Source organism: Streptococcus oralis (genome assembly GCF_016028255.1).
Classification (GTDB): domain Bacteria; phylum Bacillota; class Bacilli; order Lactobacillales; family Streptococcaceae; genus Streptococcus; species Streptococcus oralis_AC.
The window spans coordinates 485,461-509,385 of sequence record NZ_CP065707.1; the positions used below are offsets into that span (position 1 = coordinate 485,461).

Consider the following 23,925-nt stretch of genomic DNA (forward strand, 5'->3'; position numbering starts at 1 on the left):
GAGTCATGGTAATTGTCTCCCTATACTTTATAAAAAGAAAATTGCCTAGGTAGAGAGTTTGAAAATGAAAGGAAATAATATGACTAAACGCGCCTTAATCAGCGTCTCAGACAAAACGGGCATTGTTGAATTTGCCCAAGAACTTAAAAAACTTGGTTGGGATATCATCTCGACAGGTGGGACAAAGGTTACCCTTGATAATGCTGGGGTGGAGACCATTGCAATTGATGATGTGACGGGTTTTCCAGAGATGATGGACGGTCGTGTCAAGACCCTTCACCCAAATATCCATGGCGGACTCCTCGCTCGTCGTGATCTCGACAGCCACCTAGAGGCTGCCAAAGAGAATCAGATTGAACTCATCGACCTTGTAGTGGTCAATCTTTATCCATTCAAGGAAACGATTCTCAAACCAGATGTGACTTACGCTGATGCGGTGGAGAATATCGATATCGGCGGGCCATCTATGCTTCGGTCAGCAGCCAAAAACCATGCCAGCGTAACAGTTGTGGTAGATCCTACTGACTACGCTGTGGTTTTGGACGAATTGGCAGCCAATGGTGAAACGACTTACGAAACGCGTCAACGTTTGGCAGCTAAGGTTTTCCGTCACACAGCAGCTTATGATGCCTTGATTGCAGAATACTTCACAGCTCAAGTGGGTGAAGAAAAACCTGAAAAACTCACTCTGACTTATGACCTTAAGCAACCAATGCGTTATGGGGAAAATCCTCAGCAGGATGCGGATTTCTACCAGAAAGCTTTGCCGACAGACTACTCAATTGCATCAGCGAAACAGCTCAACGGTAAGGAATTGTCCTTTAACAATATCCGTGACGCTGATGCGGCCATTCGTATTATTCGTGACTTCAAAGATCGTCCAACCGTTGTGGCTTTGAAACACATGAACCCGTGCGGTATCGGTCAAGCTGATGATATCGAAACTGCTTGGGACTACGCTTATGAGTCTGACCCAGTGTCTATCTTTGGTGGAATTGTCGTTCTTAACCGTGAGGTGGATGCTACGACAGCTGAGAAGATGCACGGCGTTTTCCTTGAAATCATCATCGCACCGAGCTATACGGATGAAGCGCTAGCCATTTTGACCAATAAAAAGAAAAACTTGCGCATCCTTGCCTTGCCATTTGATGCTCAAGATGCCAGTGAGGTAGAGGCAGAATACACAGGCGTGGTTGGTGGACTTCTTGTGCAAAACCAAGACGTGGTCAAGGAAAGCCCAGCTGACTGGCAAGTAGTGACCAAACGCCAGCCAACCGAGATAGAAGCGACAGCTCTTGAGTTCGCTTGGAAAGCCATCAAGTACGTCAAATCAAACGGAATCATCATCACCAACGACCACATGACACTTGGCGTTGGCCCAGGTCAAACAAACCGAGTGGCCTCTGTTCGTATTGCGATTGACCAAGCCAAAGACCGCCTTGACGGCGCTGTGCTTGCTTCCGATGCCTTCTTCCCATTCGCGGATAACGTGGAAGAAATCGCCAAAGCAGGTATCAAAGCCATCATCCAACCAGGTGGATCTGTCCGTGACCAAGAGTCCATCGAAGCAGCGGATAAATACGGCTTGACCATGGTCTTTACAGGCGTGAGACACTTTAGACATTAAGAAGACAAAGTTTCAATATAAACAAAAATTGATTATAATAACATTTGTAAAAAGTAAGCCGTAAGGCTTGCTTTTTGGTATAATTGTAATAAATAAAACTATCAAGGAGTATATGCATGCCTTTAATTGAGAAATTTAAAATTAATAATCTTCATAATTATTATGATGTTGAGTTGAATTTTAAGAATGATAAGACTATTTACATTGGAGAAAATGGTATTGGTAAGACGACTATTCTTTCGATGCTATATTATTTGCTTGATTTAAACTATGAAAGATTATCAAAATATATTTTTGAGAGTCTTGAAATTGAATTTGAAGGGAAAAAAAGTGTAAAAATAACTAAAAGTGATATTAAGCATATAAATTCAGTAGTCAGAAGTCGCAAGGGACGATATCCGAAATTTATAGTTGATGAATTAATTAATGAAATTGAACAAGACGAAAATTTGATGAACGAACTATTGAAATTAGAGACTACGACAGATTTTATATTTAATTTCGAATTAAGAAAATTATATGAAAAATATTCATTATTGCATAATTATCCCAAACCTCTTATTCAAGAACTCATGGTTGAGGTTTTAGAGAGAATTAATCCTTCAGGGTACATGGAACTAATAGGCTATATAGAGGAATTAAAAAATAAGTATAAAATTTTATACTTCCCAACTTATAGAAGAATTGAGGAAGATTTACGTAAATTAAATATAGGTCCTAGAAATGTTGCTCCTGGAGAAGAGATATTAAATAGTAAATTTAGTGGAGAATTAATTCATTTTGGTATGGAAGATGTCGACCATAGGATAAAAGAACTATTAAATAAGATTAGTAAGGAAACCAACGAAAGTTACAATAATATGACTAGTGGTTTACTAAATACTTTTTCTAATGGGGAAAGTATTAAAATTTCTGGTGAGAATTTTGATCCTGAAGAAGTAGATATCGCTCTGTCTAGATTAGGTGATAAAATAACTGATGAAACTAAATCTATAATTTTAAGTAAGATACGTCAAGGTGTTTTGCACGAAGATAAATATTTGGACTATCTTGTTTCAAGTATTCTTGAAAATTATAGAACTTTGGCAGATATTGATAGTAGGATTAATGATTTTAATCAAAGAGTAAATAAATATTTGTTTAGGAAAAAATTTTATTATAATCCACAGTCGTTAAGGTTAGATATCAAGAGGATTGATAGTAACGAGGAGACTATTTTTAAGAAAAGTCAGGATGGAGAAATAGTTGAAGATATTATTGATTTAAGTAATCTTTCATCGGGTGAAAAACAGTTAATTTCAACCTTTTCCAAGATATTTTTAGAAGATGAAAAAGAACTTGTTATTCTGTTTGATGAGCCGGAGTTATCTTTATCCGTTCCATGGCAAGAGGAATTTATTTATGATATTTCTCAAGCAAGTAAGTGTAAATTTTTATTAACAGTAACTCATTCTCCATTCATATATAAAAATCTCCTACCTTATGCGAAAGAGATTGATAAGTGTATTAAGGAAACTTCGCAAAATAGAGATAATAAATTTACATATTTCTTTTTAGATGACGATAATGATGATGAACTGCCTTTTTAAATAAGGGGGATATAATTTGAAATCAGTAACAATAGAAAATCACCTAGAAAGTTTGACAGAATCCTCAGTTATTTGGGAAAGGTATACGAGAGATGCTAAGGCTAACCCTAATAGATATTTTGTATTTTATGAAGGAAAAGATAGGCAGTATTATGATTGTCGAATACGAAATTTCACTAAAAATTACAATGCATATGAGGTTGGTGGTAAGAGTAAAGTGTTGCAATTAGTTGATAAATTTACTCATGAGGAGGGTTATAAATTAAAGAATAAATTATTTTTTATAGATAAAGACTATGAAAAACACCGGTTAGATTCGGATGTATATATGACTCCAAAATATGCAGTTGAGAACTTTTACGTAAGCCATACAGCAATCGAGAGAATACTGAAAACACATTTTGGAATAAATGAAGATGATCCAGAGTTTGGCAAGGTATTAGATTTTTTTAATGAAAGATATAAAGAATTTATTCAACATCTGACGGATATGAATCTATGGGCTATTTGTTGTCAATTAAATGGGGTCAAAATAGACTTTGATTTGTTGGGGTTGAAAAATAATGCAGATAATATTTTAAAAGTTAAGTATAAAAAGTTAGAATTATCAGTTGAAGATATTAGTTTCTATTATTTTGAGAGGAAGTATGGTGAAAAATTAAGGGAGAAATCTGAAAGCGGGCTTGAGAAGAATGGTAGAGATTATACTGCTGAGCTATCTTATTTCATGGATAAAAAAGAATATATACGCAGTACTTTTGCCAATGATGTAGAGGAGTACCGTAGCTGTATAGAGAATTATTTTAGAGGTAAACAGTTGTTATGGTTTTTAAAAGAGTTTATATTATCCGTAGAAAATAAAAGTGGAGGTATTCTGCAAAAACAATTTTTTATTGATGATAGAAATATAATGACAGTGTTTACTAATTGTGCAGACACGCCTGAGTGTTTGAATGACTACTTGAAAAGAAAATGTTGCTTGATATTCAACTAGTCTTTATTATATGTGGAAATTATATAAGATTAGTTGAAACTTTGAGTAAATTTTTAGACATTAAGAAGACAAAAGGGAAGAAAACAGTTTCTTTCCTTTTTTTGTCTAAAACGCGGAGCGGAACGAGATTAAAACGAACGTTTGTGATATAATATTAGTAAATAATTCGCAAAAGAGGTTGAAAGATGAAGCTGTTAGTTGTCGGTTCGGGTGGTCGTGAACATGCGATTGCTAAGAAGTTGCTTGAATCAAAAGACGTTGAAAAGGTCTTTGTAGCTCCTGGAAATGACGGAATGACTCTGGATGGTCTGGAATTGATAAATATCTCTATTTCCGAACATTCTAAGTTAATTGAGTTTGCAAAGGTCAACGGTATCGCTTGGACATTCATTGGGCCGGATGATGCTCTTGCCGCTGGAATCGTGGATGATTTTAACAATGCTGGGCTCAAGGCCTTTGGTCCGACTAGGGCTGCAGCGGAGCTGGAGTGGTCCAAGGATTTTGCTAAGGAAATCATGGTCAAATATGACGTTCCGACAGCAGCTTATGGCACATTTTCAGATTTCGAGGAGGCCAAGACTTACATCGAAGAGAAAGGCGCTCCAACCGTTGTTAAGGCGGATGGATTGGCGCTTGGGAAAGGTGTTGTCGTTGCTGAAACGGTTGAGCAAGCAGTAGAAGCCGCTCACGAGATGCTTTTAGACAATAAATTCGGTGATTCTGGTGCGCGTGTGGTCATCGAGGAATTCCTTGACGGGGAAGAGTTTTCACTCTTTGCCTTTGTCAATGGGGACAAGTTCTACATTATGCCGACGGCTCAGGATCACAAACGTGCTTACGATGGCGACAAGGGCCCTAACACGGGCGGTATGGGAGCTTATGCGCCAGTTCCTCACTTGCCACAGAGCGTGGTTGACACAGCTGTTGACACTATTGTCAAGCCGGTTCTTGAAGGCATGATCAAAGAAGGGCGTCCCTACCTTGGTGTGCTTTACGCGGGGCTTATCTTGACAGCTGATGGACCGAAAGTCATCGAGTTCAACTCACGCTTTGGAGACCCTGAAACGCAAATCATCTTGCCTCGTTTGACATCTGACTTTGCACAAAATATCACGGATATTCTTGATGGCAAGGAGCCAAACATCACGTGGACGGATAAGGGTGTGACTCTGGGTGTGGTTGTCGCATCCAAGGGTTACCCGCTAGACTATGAAAAAGGTGTCAAGCTTCCAACCAAGACCGAGGGCGACATCATCACTTACTATGCAGGGGCTAAGTTTGCGGAGAATAGCAGAGCACTGCTATCAAACGGCGGACGTGTCTATATGCTTGTCACCACAGCAGACACCGTCAAAGAAACCCAAGATATCATCTACAAAGAACTCGCCCAACAAAACACAGAAGGCCTCTTCTACCGAACAGATATCGGAAGCAAGGCTATTAAGTAAAGATATAAGAATAACGCGACGAAGTCGCCAAATACGATAATGGTCGTTTGACTTGCGAGCATTAGCGAGCTAATATAGAGCAATCACCGCCGTTGTGAAAGAACGATTGGATTATAAGTCAATCGTTCAGGGAAATCGGAAGACCTTGGGCTTCCGATTTAGGCATGAAACACCTTTGGTGGCTGCTGCCGTCCCTCACAACCTAAGGTGATTGTTGAAAGGAAGAAAAGGAAAAATTATGACTAAACCAGTAATTTCCATCATCATGGGCTCAAAATCCGACTGGGCAACCATGCAAAAAACAGCTGAAGTTTTAGATCGCTTCGGTGTTGCCTACGAAAAGAAAGTCGTCTCTGCCCATCGCACGCCCGACCTCATGTTTCAGCATGCCGAAGAAGCCCGCAGTCGTGGTATCAAGGTCATTATCGCAGGTGCGGGCGGCGCAGCCCATTTGCCAGGAATGGTCGCAGCCAAAACAACCCTTCCTGTCATCGGTGTACCTGTCAAATCGCGTGCTCTTAGCGGTGTGGACTCGCTCTACTCTATCGTACAGATGCCGGGTGGCGTGCCTGTGGCGACAATGGCTATCGGTGAAGCAGGTGCGACAAATGCGGCACTCTTTGCCCTCCGTCTCCTGTCAGTAGAGGATCAGGCTATCGCGACAGCTTTGGCGGATTTCGCAGAGGAGCAAGGAAAAATCGCAGAGGAGTCTACAAATGAGCTCATCTAAAACAATAGGAATTATCGGTGGTGGTCAGCTTGGTCAGATGATGGCCATTTCTGCTATCTACATGGGGCACAAGGTTATCGCGCTGGATCCTGCGGCGGATTGCCCGGCCTCTCGTGTAGCGGAAATCATCGTGGCTCCCTATAACGATGTGGATGCCCTCCGTCAGTTAGCTGAGCGATGCGATGTCTTCACCTATGAGTTTGAAAATGTCGACGCTGACGGTCTGGATGCGGTTATCAGGGATGGACAGCTCCCACAAGGAACAGATCTGCTTCGCATTTCTCAAAATCGCATTTTTGAAAAGGACTTCCTCTCAAACAAGGCACAAGTCACTGTGGCACCCTACAAGGTTGTGACTTCAAGCCAAGACTTGGCAGATATTGACCTATCGAAAAACTATGTCCTCAAGACTGCGACTGGTGGCTACGATGGCCATGGTCAGAAGGTTATTCGCTCAGAAGAAGACTTGGAAGAAGCCCGTGCACTAGCCGACTCAGCAGACTGCGTCTTGGAAGAATTCGTCAACTTTGACCTTGAAATTTCTGTCATCATATCAGGAAATGGCAAGGATGTGACAGTTTTCCCAGTTCAGGAAAATATCCACCGCAACAATATTCTGTCTAAGACTATCGTGCCAGCTCGCGTTTCTGATAGTCTAGCAGATAAGGCAAAAATAATGGCAGTGCGAATTGCAGAACAACTCAACTTGTCTGGAACTCTCTGCGTGGAAATGTTTGCGACGGCTGATGATATTATTGTCAACGAGATTGCCCCTCGCCCACATAACTCAGGGCATTATTCAATTGAAGCTTGTGACTTCTCGCAATTCGATACTCATATTTTGGGCGTTCTGGGAGCACCGTTGCCACAAATTAAATTACATGCGCCAGCCGTCATGCTCAATGTTCTCGGCCAACATGTCGAAGCTGCTGAAACATATGTCACAGAAAATCCAAGCGCCCACCTCCACATGTATGGTAAAATAGAAGCGAAGCACAACCGCAAGATGGGACACGTGACTTTGTTTAGTGATACGCCGGATAGTGTGGTTGAGTTTGGGAAAGGGATTGATTTTTAAGGAAATATGAAAAAATATTTTAAAAATAACACAAAACAATTGATATGTTTATTGTTACTAGTGATGGCATCTGGTCCCTTTTTCTCAGTTGTTATCGGAACTTTTTCCAATTATTTGAATTCCAAATTAGGTGATTGGTTGAGTTTTTATGGAAGTGTCGCTGGAATTGTAATCTCATTGATTGTTGTTCATCTACAATTATCGCTCGAAGAAGAAAAGGAATTACGTAAGTATCGACCAGAGTTGATTTTAAGCAATGATTATCAGCTTATCAAGCCAAACTGTAGAGTATATTTTGATGATAAATATTGGTTTCATCTAAGAAAATCAGAAAATAACAAACAGTATGTAGCAGCTAATAGTTTTGAAGAATCTTATTCTAATAAGGATAAAAGAGATAAAATTTTATCTCTTGAAATTGTTAACAATCAACCTATATTTAATATTCGCATCTTATTTGGGGAAAGTTTGGACGGTGAGCTGATACCAAAATTAAATGCGGAGCAAAGATTATATGTAATCTCGAAAGCACATCAAGAAGAGATACATCAACATATCTTAGGTAACAAGCCTAATTTTAATCACGTTCCAGAGACGATCACTTTATTCTTTACAACACTTTCAGGAGAAGTGTGTAAGTATATTTATAAAGTTGATGGCAAAGGATATTGTAGTATCAATCGAAAGTATTTTGGGGTAGACTATCCTGAAGTTGCTAAAAATATTCATATTTGTGACTATATTGTCAGTAAATAGAAAGTATTGAATAAATTTAGTTTTTATGGATTAACGTATTTTTTATTTTCGTCGAAAGGGATAGGATTGCAGTAATTTATGATTTACCGCTGTATACATATTTGAATACATTAGATCGCTATCCATCTGTGTGGATTGAAAAATAAGGGTTTGAATAAATGGTGAAATTAAAAAAATTACAAAAAGAATTTTTAAATCTTGGTTATACTGTTAGTGATGAAGATCCAAAAGAAGGTGGCGAAGGTACTGTATACAAAGCAGAAAAAGGACAAAATCTTTATGCTATCAAAGTTATTAAAGATTTAAGAACGGATAGAATTAAAAGATATAAACAGGAAATTGAAAGTGTTCAAAAATTAAATCATCACAATATTATAAAACCTATTTATGGAGAATTATTGATTGATGGTGGAGAAGTTCAGTACAGTGTTATGCCATTCTATGAAAATGATTTAAAAAAGATCATTCCCCAATTATTAGATTATGAGCAGATTTTTAACATTATCATTGAACTGGGAGAAGCTTTAAAGTACATTCATAGCAAAGGTATTATACACCGGGATTTAAAGCCAGAAAACGTATTGGTTGCGGCAGATGACGGACATTTAGTTTTAACGGATTTTGGTATTGCACATTTTAAGGATTCTAATCTAACTAAGAAAAATGATTTGTTAAATAACAGAGTATATCTGGCTCCTGAACAATATATTAAAGGTAATGCTCAAAATGTGACTCAAGCAGCAGACATTTATTCATTTGGACTAATTATTAATGAGTGCTTTACTAAGAGAGTCGCTCACGGTGACAATCCTCGGTTAATAAGTGATGAGTATCCGTTTTTATTTGAACTTGACAATATAGTCAAAAAGATGTTAAGGCAAGATGCTGAAAAAAGAATAGGTATCAATTGTGCTTTAAGTTTGTTGAAAGAGGCTAGAGAAACTCTGTTTGAAGACTTAGATTACCTTAGTTGTGATTTGACGGACGGATCTCCAGAAGATTTATCTCCAGAAGAACTAGGAAGTATTTTAAGTCAAGCTAGTAAAGATGTTTATTTTGCGACTAAATTTAAGCTAGATGATGATATCACTAAACAGTATGAGTTAAATTATCATAAAAACATTAGTTTTAGTGTTTCTCCTTATTTAAAAAATTTAGCTGCTGGTTATAAAATTTTGGATGTTTGTCGAAAAAAATTTATTTATGAAACTGCATATCCAGAGGGGCCAAGACTTTCATTTCTAAACGAAAGTGAGTATAAAGGTCTTCATGATAGATTAGAGGCAGTTCTCAATATATATATGATTTCAGGTAGGATTTATGGACAAATAAAAAAATATTTTTCAGCATGTCTAGATTATCATGCTGAAGAGATTCTAACACAAATTGAAGATGAAAAATGGATGTATGATAATCTGTTTTACCACATAGAAGATGCACCAATACTTTGGTTAAGGATATTTTTATTAGAACTGGGTATTGAACAGAGTGAATTAGAAGACAATATTTTGATAAATTGGGATAGAGCGGTAGCTGGCAATGAGACAGAGTCATTTTTGTATAGAAGAGATACTGCATTCGATAAAAAACAATCTGAAAATATTAAATTGATTTGCCAAGAGCTTGCAAACAGGTGGGATGTGTCATATGATTATCTTGATGATGAAACTATCAGATTTATATTTGCAAATGAACATCAATTTGAAAATTTTAAAGATTTTGCAAGAAACAAAATAGAATCAAATCGTAGTTTGTGGTTAGATTTTAATGATGATATTATTCAAAAGTTTAGAGTCATTGATGGTGAAATTATTGTGGATTTAAGTATCTCTTGGGATATTGATTCACTTTTGGCAAAGGTACTTGGTCTTAAGAAAATAAATTAAAATTTTCAACAGTTATTTAAACGCTCAAAATAAACTAAAAATATAGAAAGGAATAAGGGCTCCGTATCCTTTAAAACTGAATACGGGGTACGGATTTGGTCAAAAAGATAGTTTTCCTAGAAGCTGACGCTTCTTAGTCTAAACTCCTATTTTGACTGTGTCCGCTTAACGCCCTTAATATCTTAAACATGATTGAAAGATATAGCCGCCCAGAGATGGCGAACATTTGGAGTGAAGAAAATAAATACCGTGCTTGGCTTGAGGTGGAAATCTTGGCTGACGAGGCATGGGCTGAGTTGGGGGAAATCCCTAAGGAAGATGTGGCTTTGATTCGCGAGAAGGCGGACTTTGACATCGACCGCATTTTGGAAATCGAGCAGGAGACTCGCCACGATGTGGTGGCCTTCACACGTGCGGTTTCTGAGACTCTTGGCGAAGAGCGTAAGTGGGTGCACTACGGCTTGACCTCTACCGACGTGGTGGATACGGCCTACGGTTACCTCTACAAACAAGCCAACGACATCATCCGTCGTGACCTTGAAAATTTCCTCAATATTATCGCTGACAAGGCTAAGGAGCACAAGTTCACCATCATGATGGGTCGTACCCATGGTGTGCACGCTGAGCCGACAACCTTTGGTCTAAAATTGGCGACTTGGTACAGCGAAATGAAGCGCAATATCGAGCGTTTCGAGCATGCGGCTGCTGGTGTGGAAGCTGGTAAGATTTCTGGTGCGGTTGGGAACTTTGCCAACATCCCTCCATTCGTTGAAAAATACGTCTGCGACAAGCTTGGTATCCGTGCCCAAGAAATCTCTACACAGGTCCTTCCTCGTGACCTTCACGCTGAGTACTTTGCAGTTCTTGCTAGCATCGCGACTTCAATTGAGCGTATGGCGACTGAAATCCGTGGTTTGCAAAAGTCTGAGCAACGCGAAGTGGAAGAGTTCTTTGCCAAAGGTCAAAAAGGTTCTTCAGCAATGCCTCACAAACGCAACCCTATCGGTTCTGAAAATATGACAGGTCTTGCGCGTGTTATCCGTGGTCACATGGTGACAGCTTATGAAAATGTTGCTCTTTGGCACGAACGTGATATTTCTCACTCATCAGCTGAGCGTATTATCACACCAGATACGACTATTTTGATTGACTATATGCTCAACCGTTTTGGGAATATCGTCAAGAACTTGACAGTCTTCCCAGAAAACATGATCCGCAACATGAACTCGACTTTTGGTCTGATCTTTAGCCAACGTGCCATGTTGACTTTGATTGAAAAAGGTATGACGCGTGAGCAAGCTTACGACCTTGTTCAACCGAAAACAGCCTACTCTTGGGACAATCAAGTAGACTTTAAACCACTTCTCGAAGCAGATCCAGAGGTAACTTCTCGCCTCACTCAAGATGAAATCGATGAAATCTTCAACCCGGCATACTATACCAAACGAGTGGATGATATCTTCGAACGTATCGGACTGGGTGACTAATCACAAAAAAAAGCGAGATTCAATCTCGCTTTTTCGTATTCTCTTAGAAGAATCTTAGTCTTCTTTTCTCTTAGTCAGTCCGTAGGCTGCTAGAGTCGCCATGAGTCCTGCTGCGACCAAGCCTGCAGAATCTTGGCTGCCTGTTGCAGGGAGTTGTTTTTCATGTGCTTTGACAGTAGTTGGTGCAGTTTGCTCAGCTTTCTCAACGGCAGTTCCGACTTCGACAACCTGAGTGACCGCTTCCTGTGTTACCACGCTATTGACAAGAGTTCTTTCTTCTTTTCCATCAGCAGTAGTACTTACAGAGTAGAAGGCAGTACGGTGGCCGTTAGCTCCTTTAGTAACAACTTGTGTTTGTCCTTTTGGTAATTGAGGATTTTCACGTGTCACAGTAGTAAATGGAATTTCTTCCTCTTGGATGTCCAGTCTAGGTTTTGTTTCTGCGGCTGGAGCAAGACCGTGTTCGTCCCCTACATGGGTTACAAGGGTTCCGACTTCAATAACTTGGGTCACTGCTTCTTGGGTTACAAGGCTATCTACAAGAGTTTTCACTTCCTTACCGTCAGCAGTAGTGCTGACAGAGTAGTAATGACTGCGACGACCGTTAGCGCCTTTAGTAACAACTTGAGTCTTCCCTTTGAGTAAGAGTGGATTTTCACGTGTCACAGTAGTGAACGGAATCTCTTCCTCTTGGATATCTAGTCTCGGTTTCGCTTCGGCAGCTGAAGCAAGACCACTTTCATCCCCTTTGTGAGTAATAGGGGCACCGATTTCAACCACTTGGGTCACAGGTTCTTTGGTTACTTGGCTATCTAGAACGGTTTCTGTTTGTTTACCATTTTCAGTAAGGACAGAGATGTAATGAGTGCGTTCACCCTCTACACCTGGTGTGACAATCTTTTCTTGCTTAGCTGGGAGGTTCGGATTTTCCTTCTTGATAACTTCAAATGGAATCTTTTCTGCTCTTGTGATGAGTTCCGGTTTGGTTTCAACGTTGGCAGCTAGTTCGTTTTCATCGAGGCTTCCTGAGTGAGTTGCCGCTGGTTTGAGGCCTAGGCGGGCTGCTTTGAGCTTGGCTACGAGAGCGTCTAACTCGGCTTGTTTGCTGCGGTTGAGGTTGTAGTTGAGAGCTTCTTTAGCTGCATTTAGGGCATCGAGACTTTCTTTGCTGTATCCTTCCAAGTTAGTAGGGATTTGAGCAAGCTCCTCACGGAGAGCATTGTAGTCAGCGCGGAAGTAGTCTTTGTTGTGGTCTGCAAAGGCAGTCATGAGTTCAAAGATTTCTTCTTCCTTGTACTCAGCACTTGGTTTGTCTGCCCAGATAGCAAGCATGCTTCCGACGGTTGGAAGGTCTACCTCAGGATATTTGGTAGATGCAAGCTGGTTAAATGGTACTTTGCCAGAGTTTTCAAGTGCTTTTGATAGTGGGTAGGCTTCGTCTGGTTTGTGATTACCTAGCACGTAGTACCAGTCTCCGTTAGTGTTGAGGAGTTTATAGCCTTTGCTTGCTAGGTACTGAGGCGTTGCAAGGTTGTAACCCCACCATCCCTTAGACCAGTAAGAGATGATGACATCCTTGTCAAACTCAACATCGTCCTTGTCCTCGTAGTAGAAACCATCGTTGAAGGCCATTGGTTGAAGGCCTCTTTCTTTGGCCATGGCAGCAAGGGTGTTAGAGTACTCAGCAAACTTGCCATAGAGATTGTAGTATTTCAGATAATACCAGCCTTGAGCGTTGGTAGCGTCATTGGCGTATTCGTCTGTACCGTAGTTAAAGATCTTAGTCTTGCCTGCAAAGAAGTCCATGTACTTACCGATGAGGGCTTTTGTAAAGTTCATAGCTTCTTCGTTTTCAAGGTCCATGGTCGTTTTTGAAACCTTATCAAAGTAGGCTTGAGGATTTTGGATACCCAATTTTTCCATAGCGACGAGCATGGCATCCATGTGGCCAGGGCTGTTGATCGCAGGGATGAGTCCGAGGCCTTTTGATTTTGCGTACTCGATCAATTCAGTGATTTCAGCTTGACTAAGAGTGGTTCCGTTTGGATCATCGTAGTAAGCTTTTGTTCCTTCGATGATGGCCTTCTTGACATCGTCACTTGCATAAGTTTTTCCGTTAGCTGTGATGGTCATGTCATCAAGGAGGAAGCGAAGTCCGTCATTTCCTAGGAGAAGATGCACATCAGAGTAGCCGAGCTCGCTCGCCTTGTCTACGATGCGTTTGAGTTGGTCGAGCGTGAAGTACTTACGTCCAGCATCGATGGAGATTACCTTGTTTTTGGCAAGTTTTTCAACTTCGCGTTTCGCGTCTTCTTCTTTTTGAGCTTCTGGTGTGAAGGTCAAATTGCTGACAGCTTCTTGGAGTTTCGCGATTGCTTGATCAATGGTGTCTTGTTGGGCACGGCTGAGGTTGCTATCGAGTGAGCGAATGGTTTTTTCAGCTTCTTTTACAGCTGCGATACTTTCTGCAGTATAGCGGTTAAGGTCTGTTGGTACTTCTTTAAGGGCTTGCTCAGCAGACTCATAGTCGGCAGCAAAGTATTCAGCATTGGCATTTGCGAAGCTACGCATAAGTTTGAAGAGGCGTGATGGTGAATAGCGTGCAGATGGGGTGTCCGCCCAAGCAGCTACCATACCCCCGATGAATGGAATATCTGCTCCTTCAGATTTTGGTATAGAAGTAATTGGAGTGTTCTTGATACCACTGAGTCCTTGGTCGAGGTTGTACCAGCCTTGACCATCTGCATTTCGTCCTAGAACATAGTACCAAGCATCGTTGGTGTTAAGGATTTGGTGGCCTTTTTCAACTAGAAGTTTAGAAGAAGCGACGTCGTATCCGCCCCATCCACCAGTCCACATTGAAACGATGATGTCTTTGTCAAAAGTACCAAAGCTAGTATCACTATTGTAGTAGATACCATCGTTGAAGGCCATCGGTTTGAGGCCGTGAGATTTGACGATGTGAGCAAGGTCATTAGCGTAGGCGATAAATTTTTCATATCCTCCTACAGGGTATCCTTCATTTGGATAGTATTTATCAGCTTGAAGAACGCTCCAGCCTTTAGCATCTGTAGCATCATTGGCGTACTCGTCCAGTCCGATGTTAAAAATATCAGATTTGCCAGCGAAGTAAGCGGCATACTTGTCAATCAGAGCCTTGGTAAATGCAACTGCTTCTTTGTTATCAAGGTCAACGGTACGAGCAGATTCCTTATCAAAGTAGGTAAAGTTTGGTTTTTGGATGCCTAGTTCTTTCATGGCATGCAAAATCGCATCCATGTGGCCAGGGCTGTTGACTGTTGGGATTAGTCCGATACCTTTATCTTTGGCATAGTTAATCAAATCCGTCATTTGACTCTCTGTCAAATGGTTGCCGTTTGGATCCTTGTAGTAGGCATCAGTTCCGCTTTCGAGAGCACGTTTGACATCTTCACTGGCATAGGTTTTTCCATTGGCTTTGATTGTCATGTCGTCCAGCATGAAACGCATGCCATCATTTCCGACTAAGAGATGGAGGTCAGTATAGCCGTAGTGTTTAGCTTTGTCGATGATTTCCTTGAGTTGCTCAGGTGAGAAGTACTTGCGTCCAGCATCGATTGAGATCATTTTTCTTTTTGCCAGTTTTTCATTTACTTGACTTGCTCGTTCAGTGCTCGGAGCGGTTACTGCAGGTGTGACGGTTTCATTTTTCTTGTCTTCGTCGGCTTTTACTGGTTCTGAGTTTTCTTCTGAAACAGGAGTAGCTTTTTCAATGACTGGAGTCTCGTCAATTTTTTCTGCAACTGCTGGGGATTCAGTTTTTTCGACTGTTGGAGCGATTGTGGCTGAAGCTCCCTTTGCTTCAACTCTTTCTTCAAGCTTGCTTTCAACTGATGTCTCAGCTGTCTGTGATTCTCCTTGAGCAGTCTGAGCTGCGCTTGGATTTTCTGGTGTTGGAGTGACGCTGTCAGCAGACACGACTTGGGTACCAAAAGCAAATCCTATGAGTACAGAAGCTGCTCCAATCGCGTACTTACGAATGGAGAAGCGCTGTTTCTTTTCTAGTTTCATGATAAAACCTCCCTGTTATTATATTGTATGATAGCGTTTACACAAAACTGTTTTTATTTTATTATCTAAGATATAAAAAGTCAAGCGGCTTTATGAAAGAACTATAATAAATGGAGGAAATCATAAGATTTAGGAAAAAATTGTCAAAAAACTAAAAACAAGGAAAATCTAGCTAATATTTAACTTGTTTTTAGTAAAAGCACTACTAATTAAAGAATTACCCTTCGTCATATGTTCATACTAAATGGTGCATGCTATAATGAACATAGAAAAAGCCTGAGCTAGGCTCAAGCTTTTTCTTAATGACCTCGATCACACGAGATGAATTTGATTTTGTAGTAGTCAGCTCGCTTATAAGTTTCACTATAGGCAAGGACTTGGCCAGTGGCCTCAAGTTTTGTCGTCTTTGTTTGGAAGACAGTTGGAAATTGTGTATCAATTCCCAACGTAGAAGCAGCATGCTCGGGTGTTGGGAATGCGATTTCGTTGATTTCCTCAAAATGCTCATCAGTCATGTGAATGCGGTAATCCAATTTGAAACGTTTATAGATAGAACTATAATAGTCAAGATTTGGATAGTTGGCATTGATATATTGTTCGGGAATATAAGAAGTGTGGTAGATATAGGTCACACCGTTAGTTTGACGTGTCCGTTCGATCTTGTAGTAGAACTGGTCTCCACGCAAACCAAGTTTTTCCAAATATTCAAGCTTATTTCCACGTTCGATAGAAAGGACAGTTACCTTATCGTCCTTTGTTTCAAAAATTTCCACATCTGAAAACTCAACGAGTTTGTGCTTACGAGCGCGTGAAACAAAAGTTCCTTTTCCTTGTTGGCGGACAATATAGCCATCTTTGGCAAGGTCGTTCAAGGCACGAACAACTGTGATAGAACTGACATCATACATGGCGATCAACTCTGCTTCAGTATAAAACTTGTCTCCACTCGCAAATTGACCTGAGATGATTTTATTCTTGAGTTCGTCTTTAATATATTGGTATTTTGGAATAGCCATAATTGCACCTCAATTTTTTTCTTTCTCCTTCTTTGATTTTACCACAAACACAAAGAAAATAGTAGCATTTAGATGAAAAAATAACATAATACATTAAAAATATTATTTTGCACATATATAAAAGCGCCATTAAAACAGAGGTCATGCAAAAGCCCTCATTTCATGCTATTTTTTAGATAATTTTGGTAAAAAAGAAGTAAAAAAATAGAAAAATTTTAAAGAATTTTCTAAAACCTATTGACAAATGCAAAAGATTTGATTATAGTTAATATTATAATAAATGAAAGCGCAAACTTAATTCGTCAGAGGTAATAACATGACAAGATTTAAAATTGAGGACGATTTCTATTTAGACGAAAAACCGTTCAAGATTTTGTCCGGCGCCATTCATTATTTTAGGATTCCAGCAGAGGATTGGTATCATTCTCTCTATAACTTAAAGGCGCTTGGCTTTAATACAGTCGAGACCTATGTGGCTTGGAATTTACACGAACCTGTTGAAGGGGAGTTTGATTTTGAAGGTGCCAGAAATTTGGAGAGATTTCTTCAAATTGCACAAGATCTGGGTCTCTATGCTATTGTACGCCCGTCTCCATTTATCTGTGCAGAATGGGAATTTGGTGGCTTGCCGGCTTGGCTCTTGACCAAGGACATGCGAATCCGCTCGTCCGACCCAGCCTACATAGAGGCTGTTGCTCGCTATTATGACCAATTATTGCCAAGGCTTGTACCTCGCTTGTTGGATAATGGCGGAAACATTCTCATGATGCAAGTCGAAAATGAATATGGCTCTTATGGAGAAGATAAGTCTTATCTACGAGCCATTCGGAAATTGATGGAAGACCGAGGGATTGATTGCCCACTCTTTACTTCAGATGGTCCATGGAGGGCTACTCTGAAAGCCGGAACCTTGATCGAAGACGACCTCTTTGTGACAGGAAACTTCGGTTCTAAAGCTCCGTACAACTTTTCACAGATGCAGGAATTCTTTGATGAGTATGGCAAGAAATGGCCACTCATGTGTATGGAATTCTGGGATGGCTGGTTCAACCGTTGGAAAGAACCTATCATCACACGGGATCCTAAAGAATTGGCAGAAGCTGTTCGAGAGGTTTTGGAGCAAGGTTCGATTAACCTTTATATGTTCCATGGAGGGACAAACTTTGGTTTCATGAATGGTTGCTCGGCTCGAGGAACTTTGGACTTGCCTCAAGTTACATCTTATGATTATGATGCCCTTCTCGATGAAGAAGGAAATCCAACTGCTAAATACTTAGCAGTCAAGAAGATGATGGCAACACACTTCCCAGAGTATCCACAGTTGGAACCACTCTATAAGGAAAGCATGGAAATGGAATCCATTCCACTAGTCGAAAAAGTTTCCTTGTTTGAAACTCTGGACAGTCTCTCTAGTCCTACTGAAAGCCTCTATCCAAAAGCGATGGAAGAACTTGGTCAAAGTTATGGCTACCTTCTCTACCGCACTGAGGCAAGTTGGGATGCAGAAGAGGAACGCCTCCGTATCATCGATGGACGTGACCGAGCTCAACTTTTTGTAGATGGTCAATGGATTGCTACTCAATACCAGACAGAGATTGGTGAAGATATCTACTGTCAGGGCAACCGAGAAGGCTTTTCAGAGATTGACATCCTGATTGAAAATATGGGGCGTGTCAACTACGGACATAAGTTCTTGGCAGATACGCAGCGTAAAGGAATTCGTACAGGTGTCTGCAAGGATCTACATTTCTTACTGAATTGGGAACAATATCCACTACCATTGGATAATCCTGAGAAAATTGATTTTTCAAAAGGATGGACAGAAGGACAACCAGCCTTTTACGCTTTCGACTTTACTGTTGAAGAGCCGAAGGATACCTACTTAGACTTGTCTGAGTTTGGTAAGGGAGTTGCCTTTGTCAACGGGCGTCACCTAGGACGTTTCTGGAATGTCGGCCCGACCCTCTCACTTTATATCCCTCATAGTTATCTCAAGGAAGGTGCTAACCGCATCATCATCTTTGAAACTGAAGGTGAATATAAAGAAGAGATTCATTTAACTCGTAAACCTACACTAAAACACATAAAGGGGGAAAACTTATGACAATTGTAGGATGCCGTATCGATGGACGTTTGATCCACGGTCAAGTAGCCAATCTTTGGGCTGGGAAACTAAACGTTTCGCGCATTATGGTTGTAGACGATGAAGTCGTTAACAACGATATTGAAAAGAGTGGTTTGAAACTTGCGACACCACCAGGTGTGAAACTCAGTATCTTGCCAGTTGAGAAAGCAGCAGCGAATATCCTTGCTGGTAAATACGATAGCCAACGTCTCTTTATCGTTGCACGTAAACCAGACCGTTTCCTTGGTTTGGTCGAAGCAGGTGTTCCGCTTGAAACACTCAACGTCGGCAATATGTCTCAAACACCAGAAACTCGCTCTATCACACGTTCTATCAACGTGGTAGACAAGGATGTGGAAGATTTCCACAAACTAGCAGAAAAAGGTGTGAAACTCACTGCTCAAATGGTCCCAAATGATCCAGTTTCAGACTTTTTGAGCTTATTAAAATAGGAAAAAATTTTTAGGAGGTCATTGTTATGATACAATGGTGGCAAATTTTACTTCTCACTTTGTACTCAGCTTATCAAATCTGTGATGAGTTGACAATCGTTTCATCTGCAGGTTCCCCTGTATTCGCTGGTTTCATTACTGGTTTGATCATGGGAGATGTGACAACTGGTTTGTTTATCGGTGGTAGCTTGCAGTTGTTCGTTCTCGGGGTTGGTACCTTCGGTGGTGCTTCTCGTATCGACGCAACTTCTGGTGCGGTTCTTGCAACAGCATTCTCTATCTCTCAAGGTATTGATACAGATCTTGCGATTACAACAATCGCTGTACCAGTAGCAGCACTTTTGACATACTTCGACGTTCTTGGACGTATGACAACTACTTTCTTTGCGCACCGTATTGATGCTGCGATCGAACGCTTTGACTACAAAGGTATCGAACGCAACTACCTACTTGGTGCGCTTCCATGGGCTCTTTCACGTGCCCTTCCAGTATTCTTCGCTCTTGCTTTTGGTGGTGCTTTCGTACAATCAGTAGTAGACCTTGTTAAAGAATACCAATGGGTTGCAGACGGTTTGACACTTGCAGGTCGTATGCTTCCAGGTCTTGGATTTGCAATCTTGCTTCGTTACCTTCCAGTTAAACGTAACCTTCACTACCTTGCAATGGGATTCGGTTTGACAGCTATGTTGACTGTTCTTTACTCATATGTAACAGGTCTTGGTGGCGCTGTTGCGGGTATCCTTGGTACTCTTCCTGCTGATGTTGCTGAAAAGATTGGCTTTGCTAACAACTTCAAAGGATTGTCTATGATTGGTATCTCTATCGTAGGTATCTTCCTAGCAGTGCTTCACTTCAAAAATAGCCAAAAAGTAGCTGTAGCAGCACCTTCTACACCATCAGAAAGTGGGGAAATCGAAGATGACGAATTCTAATTACAAACTTACAAAAGAAGATTTTAATCAAATCAACAAACGTAGCTTGTTTACTTTCCAATTAGGTTGGAACTACGAACGTATGCAAGCTTCTGGTTACCTTTACATGATCTTGCCTCAGTTGCGTAAAATGTATGGGGATGGCACTCCTGAATTGAAAGAAATGATGAAAGTTCATACTCAATTCTTCAATACCTCACCATTCTTCCATACCATTATCGCTGGTTTTGACCTTGCCATGGAAGAAAAAGATGGTGTGGGTGCAAAAGACGCCGTTAACGGTATCAAGACAGGTTTGATGGGACCATTCGCTCCTCTTGGAGATACTATCTTTGGTTCACTTGTGCCTGCTATCATGGGATCTATCGCAGCAACTATGGCGATCGCTGGCCAACCATGGGGTATCTTCCTTTGGATCGCAGTTGCAGTTGCTTATGACATCTTCCGTTGGAAACAATTGGAATTTGCCTATAAAGAAGGGGTTAACCTTATCAACAACATGCAAAGTACCTTGACAGCTTTGATTGACGCTGCATCTGTACTTGGTGTCTTCATGATGGGTGCTCTTGTAGCAACAATGATCAACTTTGAGATTTCTTACAAATTGCCAATCGGTGAAAAGATGATTGACTTCCAAGACATCTTGAACTCAATCTTCCCACGTTTGCTTCCAGCAATCTTTACTGCCTTTATCTTCTGGTTGCTTGGTAAGAAAGGTATGAACTCTACTAAAGCGATCGGTATCATTATCGTTCTTGCTGTAGGTCTTTCATTCATCGGTAAATTCTTGCTTGGAATGGGCGCATAATTTATGAGTAAATCATTAATTTTGGTGAGTCATGGTCGTTTCTGTGAAGAACTTAAAGGTAGCACAGAAATGATCATGGGTCCACAGGACAACATTCGTGCAGTGGCTCTTCTTCCAGAAGATGGTCCAGAAGAATTTACTGCAAAATTTGAAGCTGCTATCGAAGGATTGGATGATTTCCTAGTCTTTGCGGACCTTCTCGGTGGTACACCATGTAACGTGGTAAGCCGTTTGATCATGGAAGGTCGCGACATTGAACTCTACGCAGGGATGAATCTTCCAATGGTGATTGAATTTATCAATGCGAGCCTTACAGGTGCAGATGCGGACTACAAGAGCCGTGCTGCAGAAAGCATCGTAAAAGTCAACGACCTGTTAGCTGGCTTCGATGATGACGAAGATGAATAAGACGTGACAACGTGAAAATCACAGGGAAAATGGGCGAGAGGAGGATGGAGCGATGCTCCGACGATAATCGGTCTTTTTCCCCAAGATTTTAGTTGGAACTCAATTCAATACGATGTGACAACGTGAAAATCGTTAGAACAGCTTGTATAGAATATACATGGGAATGGGAGTCACTCCCATTCCCATATTTTCAATAGGAATGAAACAATAATAGATTAGAGGAACTCTATGCTAAATTACACAAAAGAAGAATTACTTGAACTGGGTGCAGAAATCACGACTCGTGAAATCTACCAACAACCGGACGTATGGAAAGAAGCTTTTGAAGCCTATCAAGCAAAACGGGAAGAAATTGCAGCCTTTCTGCAAGGGATCGCTGATAAACATGACTATATCAAGGTTATCTTGACGGGTGCTGGTACTTCTGCTTATGTGGGAGATACCTTGGTGCCTTACTTTAAGGAAGTCTATGACGAACGCAAATGGAATTTCAACGCCATTGCGACAACAGATATCGTAGCCAATCCAGAAACCTATCTGAAAAAAGATGTGGCGACTGTCCTTGTTTCCTTTGCTCGTAGTGGGAATTCACCTGAAAGTGTGGCGACTGTTGATTTGGCTAAAGCCTTGGTTGACGACCTCTATCAAGTGACCATTACATGTGCTGCAGAAGGGAAATTGGCGCTTCAAGCCCATGGCGATGACCGCAATCTTTTGCTCTTGCAACCAGCCGCTTCCAATGACGCTGGATTTGCCATGACTTCTAGCTTTACGTCTATGATGCTAACAGCTCTCTTGGTCTTTGATCCTACAGAATTTGCTGTGAAAGCTCAACGTTTTGAAGTTGTGACTAGCCTTGCGCGTAAGGTTCTAGAAAATGCAGCAGATGTTAAAGAGCTGGTTGACCTCGACTTTAACCGTGTTATCTACCTAGGCGCTGGTCCTTTCTTTGGACTTGCTCATGAAGCTCAGCTCAAGATTTTGGAACTAACAGCTGGTCAAGTGGCGACCATGTATGAAAGCCCCGTTGGCTTCCGTCACGGTCCAAAATCATTGATCAACGAAGATACCGTTGTTTTGGTCTTTGGCACAACGACAGATTACACTCGCAAGTACGATTTGGACTTGGTTCGTGAAGTGGCTGGTGATCAGATTGCTCGTCGTGTTGTGCTTTTGAGTGATCAAGCCTTTGGTCTTGAAAATGTCAAAGAAGTAGCCCTTGGCTGTGGTGTTGTCTTGAATGATATTTACCGTGTCTTCCCTTACATCGTATATGCCCAACTCTTTGCCTTACTGACTTCACTCAAGGTAGAAAATAAACCAGATACACCGTCTCCTACAGGTACAGTAAACCGTGTGGTACAAGGTGTGATCATTCATGACTATCAAAAATAAGGAAGTGTCTATGAGTAAATTACAATTAAGTCTCAAAAAAGTAGCTTGCTTACAAAAACTCTCTGACGAGAACGGCATTATCTCAGCTCTTGCCTTTGACCAACGTGGTGCTTTGAAACGTCTCATGGCTCAATACCAAACAGAGGAACCAACTGTGGCTCAAATGGAAGAACTCAAGGTCTTGGTTGCAGATGAATTGACAAAATACGCTTCATCTATGCTTCTTGACCCTGAGTATGGTCTCCCAGCTACAAAAGCCCTTGCACCAAATGCTGGTCTTCTCCTTGCTTATGAGAAAACAGGTTATGACACAACTAGCACTAAACGCTTGCCTGACTGCTTGGATGTTTGGTCTGCCAAACGCATCAAAGAACAAGGTGCGGATGCTGTTAAGTTCTTGCTTTACTATGACGTAGACAGCTCTGACGAACTCAACCAACAAAAACAAGCCTACATCGAACGTATCGGCTCTGAGTGTGTGGCGGAAGACATTCCATTCTTCCTTGAAATCCTTGCTTACGATGAAAAAATTGCTGACGCTGGCTCTGCTGAATACGCAAAAGTGAAACCACACAAGGTTATTGGTGCTATGAAGGTCTTCTCAGACCCACGCTTTAACATCGATGTCTTGAAAGTAGAAGTTCCAGTCAATGTGAAATACGTTGAAGGCTTTGGCGATGGTGAAATCGTTCATACTCGTGAAGAAGCAGCAGCCTTCTTCAAAGCACAAGATGAAGCAACTAATTTGCCATACATCTACTTGAGTGCAGGTGTGTCAGCTAAACTCTTCCAAGAAACGCTTGTCTTTGCCCACGAATCAGGCGCAAACTTCAATGGTGTTCTTTGTGGACGTGCAACATGGGCTGGATCAGTTGAAGCCTACATCAAAGACGGTGAAGCAGCAGCTCGTGAATGGCTACGCACAACTGGATTTGAGAACATTGACGAACTCAACAAGGTTCTTCAAACAACAGCGACTTCATGGACTGAACGTGTGGAGGCATAAAACAAGAATAGAAGAACCCCCTTTTGTTAAGAAAATACTTAAGGTTTTGTGACAAAGGATTCTGAAAATAAAAACTACAACCATAGATGGTGAATACACTTTCTATGGTTTGTTTACTTAAGAGAAATGGATTAAAGG

19 protein-coding genes are annotated in these 23,925 nt (G+C 41.0%); 17 read left to right on the forward strand and 2 right to left on the reverse strand.

The features are described from left to right. Positions 1-79: 79 nt before the first annotated feature. The 10 genes from purH (at position 80) to purB (ending at position 11,595) form a co-directional block, all read left to right on the forward strand. On the forward strand, positions 80-1,627 hold the full coding sequence (purH, locus tag I6G42_RS02440) for a bifunctional phosphoribosylaminoimidazolecarboxamide formyltransferase/IMP cyclohydrolase (RefSeq protein WP_038804368.1): 1,548 nt from the start codon (positions 80-82) through the stop codon (positions 1,625-1,627). Between the two features lie 116 nt (positions 1,628-1,743). After that, a complete protein-coding gene (locus I6G42_RS02445) occupies positions 1,744-3,216 on the forward strand; it encodes an AAA family ATPase (protein WP_038804290.1) in 1,473 nt (490 codons plus the stop codon). A gap of 16 nt (positions 3,217-3,232) precedes the next feature. After that, positions 3,233-4,210, forward strand: coding sequence for a DUF4435 domain-containing protein (locus I6G42_RS02450; protein WP_038804289.1), 978 nt, complete (start codon positions 3,233-3,235; stop codon positions 4,208-4,210). A 185-nt stretch (positions 4,211-4,395) separates the two neighbouring features. Next, positions 4,396-5,658 (forward strand): phosphoribosylamine--glycine ligase, encoded by a 1,263-nt coding sequence (gene purD, locus I6G42_RS02455; protein WP_038804288.1) that lies wholly within the window; start codon positions 4,396-4,398, stop codon positions 5,656-5,658. A 94-nt stretch (positions 5,659-5,752) separates the two neighbouring features. Beyond that, positions 5,753-5,869 carry a phosphoribosylaminoimidazole carboxylase gene (locus I6G42_RS10290; protein ID WP_080641271.1) on the forward strand — a complete coding sequence of 39 codons (117 nt, stop codon included), beginning with the start codon at positions 5,753-5,755 and terminating at the stop codon, positions 5,867-5,869. Between the two features lie 27 nt (positions 5,870-5,896). After that, complete coding sequence (gene purE / locus I6G42_RS02460) at positions 5,897-6,388, forward strand: 5-(carboxyamino)imidazole ribonucleotide mutase (RefSeq protein WP_038804287.1); 492 nt, start codon at positions 5,897-5,899, stop codon at positions 6,386-6,388. Then, positions 6,375-7,466, forward strand: a complete 1,092-nt coding sequence (gene purK / locus I6G42_RS02465) for a 5-(carboxyamino)imidazole ribonucleotide synthase (RefSeq protein WP_038804286.1) — start codon at positions 6,375-6,377, stop codon at positions 7,464-7,466. The genes purE and purK overlap by 14 nt, the downstream gene beginning before the upstream one ends. A gap of 6 nt (positions 7,467-7,472) precedes the next feature. Further along, a complete protein-coding gene (locus I6G42_RS02470; protein WP_038804285.1) occupies positions 7,473-8,222 on the forward strand; it encodes a hypothetical protein in 750 nt (249 codons plus the stop codon). A 158-nt stretch (positions 8,223-8,380) separates the two neighbouring features. Beyond that, positions 8,381-10,108, forward strand: a complete 1,728-nt coding sequence (locus I6G42_RS02475; RefSeq protein WP_038804284.1) for a serine/threonine-protein kinase — start codon at positions 8,381-8,383, stop codon at positions 10,106-10,108. A gap of 188 nt (positions 10,109-10,296) precedes the next feature. Further along, positions 10,297-11,595, forward strand: a complete 1,299-nt coding sequence (gene purB, locus I6G42_RS02480; protein WP_038804283.1) for an adenylosuccinate lyase — start codon at positions 10,297-10,299, stop codon at positions 11,593-11,595. Positions 11,596-11,649: 54 nt separating this feature from the next. On the opposite strand, the gene strH is transcribed toward purB, so the two are convergent. Then, on the reverse strand, positions 11,650-15,645 hold the full coding sequence (gene strH, locus I6G42_RS02485) for an LPXTG-anchored beta-N-acetylhexosaminidase StrH (protein ID WP_038804282.1): 3,996 nt from the start codon (positions 15,643-15,645) through the stop codon (positions 11,650-11,652). A gap of 299 nt (positions 15,646-15,944) precedes the next feature. Beyond that, positions 15,945-16,661 carry a GntR family transcriptional regulator gene (locus I6G42_RS02490; RefSeq protein ID WP_001007187.1) on the reverse strand — a complete coding sequence of 239 codons (717 nt, stop codon included), beginning with the start codon at positions 16,659-16,661 and terminating at the stop codon, positions 15,945-15,947. 316 nt (positions 16,662-16,977) lie between these two features. On the opposite strand from I6G42_RS02490, the gene I6G42_RS02495 reads away from it, so the two are divergent. The 7 genes from I6G42_RS02495 to lacD all read left to right on the forward strand — a co-directional run bounded on the left by I6G42_RS02495 (position 16,978) and on the right by lacD (position 23,787). Then, entirely contained in the window at positions 16,978-18,765 is a 1,788-nt protein-coding gene (locus I6G42_RS02495) for a glycoside hydrolase family 35 protein (protein WP_038804281.1), read from the forward strand. Next, entirely contained in the window at positions 18,762-19,238 is a 477-nt protein-coding gene (locus I6G42_RS02500; protein ID WP_000156968.1) for a PTS sugar transporter subunit IIB, read from the forward strand. The genes I6G42_RS02495 and I6G42_RS02500 overlap by 4 nt, the downstream gene beginning before the upstream one ends. 26 nt (positions 19,239-19,264) lie before the next feature. Further along, on the forward strand, positions 19,265-20,170 hold the full coding sequence (locus I6G42_RS02505) for a PTS mannose/fructose/sorbose/N-acetylgalactosamine transporter subunit IIC (RefSeq protein ID WP_038804280.1): 906 nt from the start codon (positions 19,265-19,267) through the stop codon (positions 20,168-20,170). Further along, positions 20,157-20,978: a PTS system mannose/fructose/sorbose family transporter subunit IID gene (locus I6G42_RS02510; protein WP_038804279.1), complete on the forward strand. Its 822-nt coding sequence runs from the start codon at positions 20,157-20,159 to the stop codon at positions 20,976-20,978. The genes I6G42_RS02505 and I6G42_RS02510 overlap by 14 nt, the downstream gene beginning before the upstream one ends. Before the next feature lie 3 nt (positions 20,979-20,981). Next, the gene (locus tag I6G42_RS02515) at positions 20,982-21,386 is read left to right on the forward strand and encodes a PTS sugar transporter subunit IIA (RefSeq protein WP_000045703.1); all 405 of its coding nucleotides are present in this window, start codon (positions 20,982-20,984) and stop codon (positions 21,384-21,386) included. A 228-nt stretch (positions 21,387-21,614) separates the two neighbouring features. Next, positions 21,615-22,781, forward strand: coding sequence for an SIS domain-containing protein (locus tag I6G42_RS02520; protein WP_038804278.1), 1,167 nt, complete (start codon positions 21,615-21,617; stop codon positions 22,779-22,781). A gap of 10 nt (positions 22,782-22,791) precedes the next feature. Then, positions 22,792-23,787: a tagatose-bisphosphate aldolase gene (lacD, locus tag I6G42_RS02525; protein ID WP_038804366.1), complete on the forward strand. Its 996-nt coding sequence runs from the start codon at positions 22,792-22,794 to the stop codon at positions 23,785-23,787. The last annotated feature ends 138 nt before the right edge of the window (positions 23,788-23,925 follow it).